This is a genomic window from Arthrobacter sp. PAMC 25486, assembly GCF_000785535.1.
In the GTDB taxonomy this organism is placed as follows: domain Bacteria; phylum Actinomycetota; class Actinomycetes; order Actinomycetales; family Micrococcaceae; genus Specibacter.
Map to the genome: position 1 here is coordinate 3,535,951 of NZ_CP007595.1, position 12,076 is coordinate 3,548,026.

Here is a 12,076-nt window from a genome sequence, read left to right on the forward strand (position 1 = left end):
CAGCTGGTCTGGGACGTTTTTTGCATTCCCGATTCTTCTGCCGGGGACACTTCGTTGTGTTGTCACTTCTGGATTCCTTTTGTTCAGGTGTGTGCAGATGGTGCTAGGCCCTGCGAACCGACTAGCGCGACTATCAAATCTGCGTACTCGCGGGTTGCTTGAACTGTTTCGGCATTGTGCTGGTCGCTGCCCGTCGCCCATGCAACTGCTTCGTTGTGGCGTTTCCCGAATTCTTCGTGGCGTCGGACCAATCTGAGCCTCCGCACGTCATCGTCGATGTCTAGATACCAGACTTCGTCGATTTGTTCCCGGCATTGTCTCCAGCCATCCGCATCCACGAGGATGTAGTTCCCTTCTGTGATGACCAGTGGGACTTGGCGAGGAACCGGAATGGCGCTTCCAATTGATTCCTCAAGGCTTCGTTCGAATTTCGGTGCGTAAACGATCGGCTCCCGGTTGGATCTGAGCCGCTGAAGCAAGTTGGCATAGCCCCACGGATCGAAGGTGTCCGGGGCGCCCTTGCGGTTTCGTGATCCTTGTACAGCAAGGACTTGGTTGGCCAAATGAAAAGCATCCATGCCGATAGCGACCGCCTGGCCGTCTAAGGCCTCAGTAATGGCACGAACGAGCGTCGATTTTCCAGCGCCAGGGGCGCCAACAATCCCAAGAACGTATCGGTCTTTGCCTGCTGTGGCGAGACCGCGGGCACGCTCTACCAAGTCGGCTGTACTGCAGCTCAACTGCTCGACTCCCGTGGGTGAAGCCGGGATGTGCTCTTTGGTGCTCTTCATCATAATTTTCTCCGTTGGTCTAGCCTCGGCGAAGAACAAGTACCGCTTCACCTCTAGTTGGCTGCCTAGATCAATTCAGCTAAGCCTCAAGATGGCCCCGAATCCTGTTCCTCAGGGCCTTGGTGTGACCTGCCTTACAGCAATCTAAGTGTTCCATGTCATCGATGTCAAGGAGTTTGAAATATTTCATGTCATCGATGTCATTATTGCTTGAAGTTACTTGGGTGATCGGGCAGGATGGAGTATGTGAGCAGTTGACACCGGTGACATGCGCGCTGGCGTGCGAATATTTTTCCTGATGATGAACTTTAAGGAGTCGAACAGTGACGACCATGCAGGATGTGGCTACACGCGCCGGGGTGAGCGCCAAGACGGTGTCGAGGGTCTTCAATGATGATCCGCACGTCACCGACGACACGCGGGAGAGGGTGCAGTCGGCCATGCGCGAGCTCAAATATGTGCCAAACATGCTGGCACGCACGTTCCGCGAAGGAAAGTCTGCTGTTATCGGCATCGCGGTGCCTGACGTCGCTGACCCATTCTTTGCAGCGGTTGCGAAAGGGATTGAGTTCGCGGCACGCGAACACGACATGGCGATTGTTGTAACGAGCTTGGGCGACGACCCATCACTGGAACAAAGCATCATTGAGACGACTATCCGCCATCAAATCGGCGGACTCATTATTGCCCCAATTTCTGGAGATCAGGCCTATCTCGCTCGCTGGCAGGACAGTTTCCCGATTGTGTGTATTGACCGTGCACCCGCAAAGCTCAACGTCGATTACTTCGTCGAAGACGACTTTGGGGGAGCTTTCGAAGCGACACATCACCTTATCCAACACGGCCACCGCCGCATCGCTATCGTTGGGGACTCAGTGGAAGTTCCGACCACGAGGTTGCGCCTTGAAGGCTACACGGCCGCACTCAACAGCGCGGGATTGGGAACCAGCGAGGAACTCATTGCCCTCGGGTCGCGTGATGCGGACGCAGCCGCCCAGGTCTGCAAGACCATCTTGGAACTACGTGATCCACCCACCGCGATATTCTCATCCAATGCGAGGTTTTCTATCGGAGTCTTCCCCGCGTTGCAGGCACTCGATAGAACCGACATTGCCTTGATCAGTTTTGGTGACTTTCCGATGGCTGACGTTCTCCAACCGTCAGTGTCCGTCATAGACCAAGATCCGCGACACATCGGACGAGTTGCCGCTGAGCGAATCCTCGCCCGGATTGCGACACCAAACAAGAGGTTTCGCAGGAAGAATGTACTGCCAGTCAAGCTCATTGAACGGCAGTCATGCCAGTCGGTCCCCGTATTGCGTTCAGTGGTAGGCCTGCAATGACGTCTCCTAGGGGCTATTTTGGGCACGATTCCTGAACAGTTGGTGCCCGAGCCATAAAACGGAAGGCCAGCTCGGGCTTCCTTGATGTCAAAATAGTTCAATTTATGACCCTCTGTAATCCGAGCCTCCGGTCGGGCAAATGCAGTTAGCGGCCAATGTTTTAGCTGTTTGGTTCCCCGCCAACCCGGAGCCAATTGAGGATATCTTTCTTGCCAGGCTGAGGCCTGTTCTTTCTACCAATCTGGCTAGTGCCAAGCATCGTGAAAGGCCAACATGCCCTCTACAGACGGCCAGCTCAATAGAACCACTCGTAAAGAGCTCAGGGAACTGATTGAGTTCGCCACTGCCTCGAAAGTCTCTGAAGGATTTGGGTACCTTGATCGTTTTGGGACTGTAGATAACGACCGTGAGACATCATGTTTTATGACTGCCAGAATGACCTATGCCTTCAGCGTCGCTGCGCTACTCGGTGAGCCGAATGCGAACCGTCTCGCTGCGCATGGCATTGATTGCTTATCGGGTCCATTCTGGGATCAGACGCATGGCGGCTATTTCGCGTCACTGGGCGAACCTCACTCGTTGCAACGGAAGGGCGCGTACGAAACTTGTTTCGTTGCATTGGCGGCGGCTTCCGCTGCCACTGCGGGAATATCGGGCGCAGACGAGCTAGTGATACAGGTTTCACTTACACTTGAAACGCGATTCTGGTCAGAAGATAACGGCGCACTCGTCGAATCGTGGGACCGAAAGTTCATCGAGAGTGAGCTCTACTGGGGAGCGAACGTCAATATGCATGGACTCGAAGCGATGCTCGCGCTGTACGGCTACACACGAAAAATAGAATGGCGCGATCGCGCACTCCAGATCGCAGAGACATTCATCAAAGTCCGGGCACGCTCGTCGAATTGGTGGCTTAATGAACACTACGCACATGACTGGCAGCCACTTCCTGACTTCAATATAGATGATCCACGGGATGAATTTAGGCCCTACGGTATGACGATTGGGCATTTGTTTGAATGGAGTCGTCTGCTGCTCCAGCTCGAGTCAACCTTTAGCCTGGCGCCAGTTTGGCTGCGCGAAGCTGCTGCCGGGCTATACGAAACTGCGGTGAAATACGGATGGGATGGGAACGGTTTCGTTTACACCGTTGATTGGAATGGGAAGCCTGTTATTCAGGATCGCCCGCACTGGGTGGTCACGGAAGCGATTTCCGCTGCGGCTACATGGTCGAACCTGACTGGAAACCCGATATACGCGGAGCAACTGCAGGCATGGACTGCTCATGCGCGGAAGTATTTCGTTGACTCGGTACACGGCAGCTGGCACCACCTTCTCACCTCGGACAATGAGCCGAGCTACACGATATGGTCCGGAAAACCGGACATCTATCATATTCTCCAAGCCGTTCTATTGCCTACGCTACCTGTAGCTGAGAGTACCGTTCGCGCCACCATGGGGGCAAAGAATATTTCAGGGTAATCGCCGGATCCAACTTGCGTAAGGGGCGGGCGTCGTTTGGGCGTCCCGCACCGGGATTTTGTTGGAGCATAGGTGGGTCGCGACTAGCCTCACGAAGGCTCGCCTCCTGGCTGGCTTGCTGGTGTCATGATGTATTCCGGTCCGATGTCATCGAGGCGGTAGCCGTTGGGGTGGAGGCTGGAACCTGCTTGCCCCGGGACGAAATGCGGCATTGTGCTCAGCGGCCGTCGGCGGTGGATGGCGTTACGTGTACGCAAGGCGGGGTTGAGGAGTGCTTTGCTCAGCTGGGTCGCGCGGGGTAGGCCGAGGGCATCGGTGAGGCGGTCGTCGTCGAACATGGCGGAGAGCATTGGCCTCGTCAGCGGCCTGGCGGCGGTAGGAAGCCTGGACTTCAGGACTTGGAGGGTGCTGGCCATCAGCTGGGCGCCAGCGGGGGAGTAGGCGATGTTGTTGCGCTCGTAACTGTCGAAGAACTTCTCTGCGTCCGGGAATGTTGCGGGGATGCCGGCGATGTTCATGCGGATGCCGAGTTCCTGGCAGAAACGGGTTGCTGCGGTTTCCTCCGCCGGTGTTGGTGCCTGCCAGGCATGTGTGCGGGCCCAGCGGATGGGGACGACGAGGAGGGTGAGGAGGACGTAGAGGAAGTCGTCCTGGCTGCCGGGGACGTGGCGGTGGGCATGGTTGAGCAGGCGGATCATGTGGCGGCCGCGGTCGCTGTTTGAGCCGCAGGTGACGAGCTCGTAGGTAACGATGGCGGTGTCGTAGGAGCGTTTCATGGGGCGTTCGATGATTTCGCCGTTGTGATGCAGCGTTGCTGCGATGGTGGGGACGGCGAAGTTGCGGTAGTAGGCGAGGAAGAAGCCGAGCTCGATGTCAGCGGCGAGGTCGTACAGGACCATCTGGCGGTAGGTGGCTTCCCAATTTGCAGCGGCGGCCGCCGACTGGTGGCGGGCGGACGCCGTGAGGCTGGGGTTCATGTGCACTGGAAACCTCCCGTCGCTGATGTCACCTACGTCTCCCTGTACTGGCGGCCGCCGGCAGAAGAAGTGGGTTCTTTCATCCTAGAACTCCAAGCGGACGGCTGACTAGACAACGACGCGACTCCTATATAGCGCTCGTGAAATCTCCGGCGCGTGTTCCTCAGCCCTATTCGTCAAAACTCATTGGGAGACGGGAGGCTCGTAGGTGTGTCTAATACGATGCGCACAACAATACTGAACTCTTGTCCGTGAGCGGTATGAAACCTGGCACGGTTCAGTACATCTTGCCTGACCCAGACAAAAACCGAGGGCCGTGGTCTACACGACTTACTTCAACAGGTTCATTCTTTGGAAACCAATTGGCGAGTACGCAAGATTGGTGCGATGAATACGTCGACGTGTTGCTGCTCGAGCTGGGCGACCTGCCGAGATAGGTTCACCTGCGTGAATGTGAAGAGCGAGTCCGCGTCTAGAAGTCTTCCTTCACGTGCCATTACGATCACAACTCGTGAAGGCTTGAGCTGGAACTTGTCGGGGGCGCCTCCCTGTTCTGAGATCCGCGCAGCGAGGTTGCTTTGTGCGGTTTTGTCGTAGGTGAGAACCTCCGTCGATACAAGCGCTTGAGCCAGCAGATGACTGGCTGGGGAAGAAGCATCTACATGCTTGACGTGGATGAACGTTCCATCATTGAGGAGTACGTCGCAAGCTTCGATTCCGTGCTTGTGGATTTCACTTCTGACGAGCTTCTGATCAAGACACAGGCCGCCGAGCGACTGCGCTAGCTTCTGGTTATAACTGAGCTCCGCATTTCGCTTCTTCTGTTCCTTTTCGTCGCCGGGAACCTCTACCAACTCCCAATCGGGCAGCTCACTTAGGTAGGGACCGCGGTCGAAAATTGTGCGGGTTCGACGTTTTACAACTTCGGCATATGCACGGTCCATTAGAAACCAACGACCGTTGTGGAGGAAGAATCTTCTTTCCTTCAGTTCAGTCTGGAACGCGAGCCACTTCTTGGCCGGGATTTTCGGACTACTCGGAGCGTCATCATCGGCGTTTTCGAAAAGAAGAACTGCCAGGCGATCGAGTTTCTGTAGCCGCTCGACTCCAACAACTTCTCTAACGGGTTCGAGTATGTCTTGAAGCGTCGGTAGGTAGTCGCGCGCCTTACGTTCGCGAGTACCCAAAAGTTTGTATGCTCCGACGGATCCATACTCGTCAATCAGCTCGTGAGGGAAGGACAGTGTCAGTAGCGGGCTATCGTCTGCACCGATGGCTTCCAGAAGTTTTGCATCGAGTTCTGCAATTTTGTCTTTGTCTTTCACTTGCGCAAGTTGTTCGAGCGCAGCCAGTTCTTCAGTAGCAGGCTTCTTGGCCAAGGCAGCCTTGATCTGGTCGAGGTCGCGTATGAGGCGGTCAGCATCCTTAGACAAGGGCAGGCTCAATGCATCTGCACCGCGAATTTTAACAGCTCTGGTTGTAGTTCCGATCCCATCGACTCGTCCGTCGACGACGAGACGCGTGGCAAGGTCGCCCAGGTCTTGGAAACCGAAGCTTCGCAGAGGCGCACCCGAAGGAATGGTTGATCGCTCGATACGAGGACGCTCATCGAGCGTCGTCTTGCTGATGGAGTTCAGCCCTAAGGGATCTGCGCAACGGACAGCTATTCGCTGACCGAAACCGTTGTCAACGTGACGCTGATCAAGCAGTTGAAACCCCATGCCAAAGGTTAGCGCCCACGCTGTGAGTTCTTGGTTCTCATCGGAACCGACATGGGCGTGGGGATCAGTAGTGGATGGCTCAGGGCCCCTGCTGTCTTCGATAATGAGGGCGGCAGCGGTCACGGAGTTTTTTAGGACTATGGGCTTGCCGCTGATTCCGGCGAGTACCTTGCTCCACCCGGGGTCTTTTTCATCTGTCTTTCCGGTGATGAGGAGTGCAGCTCGATCACCCACGGTAATGCTCTGTTCGGTAAAGCCTTCGGATTCAAGATATTTCTCGCGGATTGCGTCCTTAAGATTTCTTAGCCCAGTCAGCCGATACAGCGTCATGCGAGACTCGTGACTTGTCTTGCGAGAAACCTTGTGATCGTCCATTGTCGAATCAATGCCCCCTTCGCGCTATCATAGCCCAGGTGTTCGTAGGTCGGCGCAGATTACCTCCCGTGGGGTAGTCCCAGTGCGAGTGCTATCACCGGCGGCTTAGAGCCTTTTTGATACGGAACGTGTGGGTTTTCTATTCGCTTTTCTATAGCAGATGCCCAGTGCCACCAATAGGGCATTCGCCCGACCACCCGGTGGCGGCGTAGCGCCACCTCGACTTCGTCAACGACATGACAGGCAGGAATCATGGAAGTTCGGCTTGCCGACGCCGGTTTTTTCAGTGTCCTAATTCAGACAGGGGTGCGCAGTACACCTCCGGTGACTTCCAGAAATGGTGTGCCGGCAACAACGTCAGCCAGTCCATGGGCGAGGTCGGGGTCTGCCGGGATAACGCGGTCGCGGAGTCGTTCTTCTCGCACCTGAAGACCGAGATGTACCACCACGCGACTTCGCCAACCACATGGCGGCACGGACCGCCGTCATGGAATACATCGAGTCCTGGTACAACCGGCGCCGGCCCCATGCCAACAACCAGGAGCTGCCACCAGCAAGAGCCCTGGCCGAATACCAGAACCAAGATCAAACCGAAAAAGCAGCAGCGTGAGAAGAATCAATCAAACTGTCTCAGAAATTTGACGGCCGAACAAAAACCCGTGGGATGCAGTTTAGACCGCACTCCATGGGCGTCTCACGTCTACGTCTCGCTTCCGCCGACGTGTTGAGGACGAAGGCCGACACCGCCGGCGGAAGCGACAGAATCGACCGTTGGTGCTCAAAGGTGGCTTACCATTGCGCATGAAGTTTTCCTATGGTCGGTTGCAGTTCATGGATAGTCGATTCAAACGAGCGGCGTGCCCCAATGCAGGTCAAGCTGGCGCAGCATGAATGGGAGGATTCCCGAGGTTGTCTGGGAGAGCCTGGTCGGTGAAACCCAGTTCGCCACAGAGTTGGCTCTGACCGGGTTAAGTAGGTTGTGCTCCGTCCCTACCGCCCCTGACCTGTTCCCCTGGGACAGCAAAGACTCCAACTTTGCACTTCACGTCGGGATGTACTCCTATGCTTCCGGATTGGAGCGCCTTTGCAAGCTGGCTATCGCCTGCAACGGGTACGCGACCACCGGAAAGTTCCCCAACCTTCGCAAATACTCGCACAAGATCGGGACCCTGCTCGACGCCGTTGAAGCGTTATCCATGCCTCCGTCGAGCCCTGGCCCCTCGAAACGGGAGACGAAATACCTCGTCCGTCCGTTGGATGGCCTCGACCCCGATCTCATGGGCACCGTCGAGCGGTTCGCCAGCGGAGCTGGGCGGTACGAGCATTTGGATGTCCTGTGGAACGACGACGCCGAGGTCAACACATACAACGAGTGGTCTGCCCTGGCCGCGAGAGTATCTGTTTCCGAGGAAGTGCGCCGGCTAATCTCGCTCAAGGATGCCATGGCGCACGCGATCGGCTCTGAGTTGACCGACGACGGGCTTGAATCAAGCGCTCGAAAGATGATGGAGGACCTGGAGCGTCCCATGTACGTACCATCGGTCGGTGTGGTGCTCAGCCTGTTCCGGAAGGTCCGGTGGGTGTCAACAACTCTTGGTGTTGCCACTTACTACACGCATGAGGACCTCCCGATCCTAGGGGAAATCGTCTCCCCAGCCTTCCTTCATACGTCTGCTGACTTCTTCAACTACAACATCGCCAGATTCTCCGACGATGCTGTTATAGAGGAGGAGCTGGAGGAGGTGTACGAACGGATCAACGTGCGCGAGGCGGGAATGGACGACGAAGACCTCGATGAAATAGGCATCGAGAAATGACCTGTTCGCATAGCATCGACCTATTTTGGTATGGTCGGCCACTACTTTGCTCCCGCCCTTCCAAGTCTCGCCGGGTCCGAGGTGACTTTGGCAGCATCATCCTTCTCCCGCTCCCGCAGGGGCACCAATCAGGCCCTAGCGATTTTGTTTAACGACGTCTAGCAACATTACGAACTAGCGGGTCCAAATCCATCTGAGAGTAGTTCATTCCAGCAATTCGATCAGCGAAGGACGTTCGTCCTAAACCAATCAGAGCGTTTGTCAGTTTAGTGGCGCTCTGCTGACTAATGATATGACTGGACCATGACGATGGACCGTGGGGACGTAGTAGGGTGGATGGAGCGGCTGCGCGAGGCGGCAAGGTCTGGGGAGCAAATTAATCTAGCTCCGGGATTGCCGAACGACGAAGCGGATCCACCTGATGCTGGGGAGGGGATCACCGCCCGTCAGCTTTCGGCCAAGGACATCCGGGCAGTACTGCTGGAACCGAACCTCGTGGTTGACCCCCGGGGATTACAGATCCACGGAGCACTGGTGTCCGGGACACTTGACCTCGATCATTTGAAGCTTCCCTGCCGCCTAGTCTTTACCCATTGTCGGTTTGAAAACGCACTGTCGTTCGAGCAGGCGCACCTGCCGGAACTTATTCTCAATGATGTTGTACTACCTGGCTTGTCGCTAAATTCGACGCGGATAGCTGGCAACTGCATTTTCCTCAATCTCCGAACAAAAGGTGCAGTTCATGCTGTAGACGTCCAAATTGGTGGGCGCCTTGGCCTAATGGGGGCGAAGCTCAAAGATTCTGACGGGTACGCGTTGTCCCTGGACAGGGCGGAAATCAATGGCGGTGCATTCTTTGGGGGGATGGAGGCCGCCGGTGAAGTCCGGGCACCCGGTGCTCGGATCACCGGCCAGCTTGACTTGACTGGGGCGAAGCTCAACAACCCTGACGGGAACGCGTTGACCCTGGACGGGGCGGAAATCAGTGACGGCGTATTCTTTGGGGGGATGGAGGCCGCCGGTGAAGTCCGGGCACCCGGTGCCCGGATCGCCGGCCAGCTTGTCTTGACTGGGGCGAAGCTCAACAACCCTGGCGGGAACGTATTGACTTTGGACTGGGCGAATATCAATGGCGGTGCATTCTTGGGGGAGCTGGAGACCACAGGTGAAGTCCGGGCACTCGGTGCCCGGATCACCGGCCAGCTTGTCTTGACTGGGGCGAAGCTCAACAACGCTGGCAGGAACGTATTGACTTTGGACGGGGCGGAAATCAGTGGTGGTGCATTCTTGGGGGAGCTGGAGACCACGGGTGGAGTCCGGGCACTCGGTGCTCGGATCATCGGCCGGCTTGTCTTGACTGGGGCGAAGCTCAACAACCCTGGCGGGGATGCGTTGACCCTGGATGGGGCGGAAATCGGTGTCGGTGCATTCTTGGGGCGGCTGGAGGCTACGGGTGAAGTCCGGGCACTCGGTGCCCGGATCACCGGCCAGCTAGTCTTGACTGGGGCGAAGCTCAACAACCCTGGCGGGGATGCGTTGACCCTGGACGGGGCGGAAATCAGTGGCGGTGCATTCTTGGGGGAGCTGGAGACCACGGGTGAAGTCCGGGCACTCGGTGCCCGGATCACCGGTGAGCTTGGCTTGACTGGGGCGAAGCTCAACAACGCTGGTGGGGATGCGTTGTCCTTGGACAAAGCGGAAATCAACGGCGATGCACTCCTGAAGGGGCTGGAGACCATGGGTGGAGTCCGGGCACTCGGTGCCCGGGTTACCGGCCAGCTTGACCTGACTGGGGCGAAGCTCAACAACCCTGACGGGAACGCGTTGATCCTGGACGGGGCTGAAATCAACGGCGATGCAGTCCTGAAGGGGCTGGAGACCTCGGGTAAAGTCCGGGCACTCAGTGCCCGGGTTACCGGCCAGCTTGACTTAAAGGGCGCGAAGCTCCGAAACCCTGGCGGGGACGCACTGGACCTCTCAAATGCCACCCTTGATACCGTCGTTCTGGATGACACCCTCAACGCGGAGGGCTCCATGCGTCTTTCCTTAGTGTCCATCAGCGTTCTCTCGGTGGGGGAGAAGAAACCGATCAAAGGACTGCCGATCCTCTCGAGCGCCAATGGCTGGACGGTGGGCACACTTCACGGATTCCTGCGGACGGATCGCAATAGTGCCTGCGCATGGCTTGACACGGTTGACACCACGCCCCGGATCGCTGGCCGCAAAGAATTCGAAGCACAACCTTGGAAGGAACTGGCGAAGTTTTACGACCAGATCGGACAGCCCGAAGACGGCCGTCGGCTCCGCTTTCGGGCGTCCAAAAGGACAACGCGGGTGACTCCTTGGACCTCAAAGCTCGTCCGATGGCCATACGGTGCGCTGGTCGGCTATGGCTACTATCCTGCAATAATTCTTATTTGGCTCACCGCCTTATGGATCGCAGTGGTCGTTCTCTGCTTCCTTAACGCAGCAGCGTTTACCCCCACGGACCTCCGTGTTTCCACAGTCACCGTGGTAAGCGGCAACCAGTCGGAAATAGTCCGCGTCACTGGGGAGGCCGTAACCCCTCCCAGCTATCCGAGTTTCAATCCAGGACTGTTTGCCGTGGACACTGCCATCCCGGCGGCGGCAACCGGACAAGCCGCCGCGTGGCGCGTCACTGGAAATGCTGGGCTACTGGGGCTTTTTGCCGCTTTCAAGGGCTTCGCGTGGGTTCTCACTGCCCTGCTGCTGGCCGGCATTACCGGACTACTTCGCAAAGACTAAACGCTTATGAGGACTGAGGGAGCGGGTTCTTGCAGTCGTTACGTTCGCGGTCGGCAACGGCGGCGCAAGGCAACAGGTCTGTTTCGGACTGACATGCGGGTCCTCTAAATCCACGTTTACACCCAATTAGAACAATGCTGAAGGCGGTCCTGCATCAGAATGCCATATTCGCTCTAAGCCGGATGAAGAGTCTCGTATCCCATGGGTTGTGAGACCAGCCGGGCAGCTCGGGTGAATCAAGAGTAAAATGATAGGGGGCAGCATTGTGGGCTGACTGGCTATGCTCGCGGTTGTGGAGCAGTCGGCAGGGAGTTCCCACCACGTCATACAAAACTCATACCTTTGAAGTTGCAAAGACGCCTATTTAGTATCTTGCATTGTTGCAATCACGCCATGCAGGAACAGGCCAAAATGGCCCATTGGTAGCGTGAAATGGACCCCTGACGGGACAGCGGGGGTCATAAGCGTTGATAACTGTCGACAAGTCTTGAACCCTCGACATGCTCTGACCTGCGGTGATAGCTTTCATTGATCCTTCCGTACGGCTTCCTCGCCAGACTGTTGGTCGGGCCATTTCGGTTCGAATGCCAACGGTCCACCAGGGGACCCGGCGACTGGACTGCCGCCTTTCCTGGCCGGTGTTGGCACATAGCCTCGGGTGGTAGCACCAGTCCGGGAAGTTGGTGTGTGACCTCGTCACTTCGGTGACACGGGGCTCATGATTTTGTCTGTCACCCGTTCGACACACACCTGCTCCGGAAAGTCTCGTCTAAACAGTCCACCGTCCAGGTGTCTGAGGTGTGG

The 12,076-nt window shown here is 56.8% G+C and carries 7 protein-coding genes and 1 pseudogene; 5 read left to right on the plus strand and 3 right to left on the minus strand.

Going from position 1 to position 12,076, the window contains the following annotated elements; translation table 11 throughout:
- Positions 1–83 precede the first annotated feature (83 nt).
- Positions 84–794: a nucleoside/nucleotide kinase family protein gene (locus art_RS16105; protein ID WP_253901382.1), complete on the minus strand. Its 711-nt coding sequence runs from the start codon at positions 792–794 to the stop codon at positions 84–86.
- 329 nt (positions 795–1,123) lie between these two features.
- Here art_RS16105 and art_RS16110 point away from each other — a divergent pair, with 329 nt between their 5' ends.
- Together art_RS16110 and art_RS16115 are read left to right on the plus strand one after the other, a co-directional pair.
- Complete coding sequence (locus tag art_RS16110) at positions 1,124–2,134, plus strand: LacI family DNA-binding transcriptional regulator (protein ID WP_253901607.1); 1,011 nt, start codon at positions 1,124–1,126, stop codon at positions 2,132–2,134.
- Positions 2,135–2,407: 273 nt separating this feature from the next.
- Complete coding sequence (locus art_RS16115) at positions 2,408–3,616, plus strand: AGE family epimerase/isomerase (RefSeq protein WP_052136657.1); 1,209 nt, start codon at positions 2,408–2,410, stop codon at positions 3,614–3,616.
- An 89-nt stretch (positions 3,617–3,705) separates the two neighbouring features.
- Here art_RS16115 and art_RS16120 read toward each other — a convergent pair whose 3' ends face one another.
- Together art_RS16120 and art_RS16125 are read right to left on the minus strand one after the other, a co-directional pair.
- Complete coding sequence (locus tag art_RS16120; protein ID WP_052136991.1) at positions 3,706–4,593, minus strand: oxygenase MpaB family protein; 888 nt, start codon at positions 4,591–4,593, stop codon at positions 3,706–3,708.
- Between the two features lie 344 nt (positions 4,594–4,937).
- Positions 4,938–6,689, minus strand: a complete 1,752-nt coding sequence (locus art_RS16125; RefSeq protein ID WP_038466463.1) for a DUF6119 family protein — start codon at positions 6,687–6,689, stop codon at positions 4,938–4,940.
- 293 nt (positions 6,690–6,982) lie between these two features.
- On the opposite strand from art_RS16125, the pseudogene art_RS23035 reads away from it, so the two are divergent.
- The 3 genes and pseudogenes from art_RS23035 to art_RS16135 form a co-directional block, all read left to right on the plus strand.
- Positions 6,983–7,218 (plus strand): annotated as a pseudogene (locus art_RS23035) (integrase core domain-containing protein); the annotation flags it as partial.
- 358 nt (positions 7,219–7,576) lie between these two features.
- On the plus strand, positions 7,577–8,506 hold the full coding sequence (locus art_RS16130; RefSeq protein WP_038466465.1) for a hypothetical protein: 930 nt from the start codon (positions 7,577–7,579) through the stop codon (positions 8,504–8,506).
- A gap of 780 nt (positions 8,507–9,286) precedes the next feature.
- The gene (locus art_RS16135) at positions 9,287–11,272 is read left to right on the plus strand and encodes a hypothetical protein (RefSeq protein WP_157875307.1); all 1,986 of its coding nucleotides are present in this window, start codon (positions 9,287–9,289) and stop codon (positions 11,270–11,272) included.
- Positions 11,273–12,076: the final 804 nt, after the last annotated feature.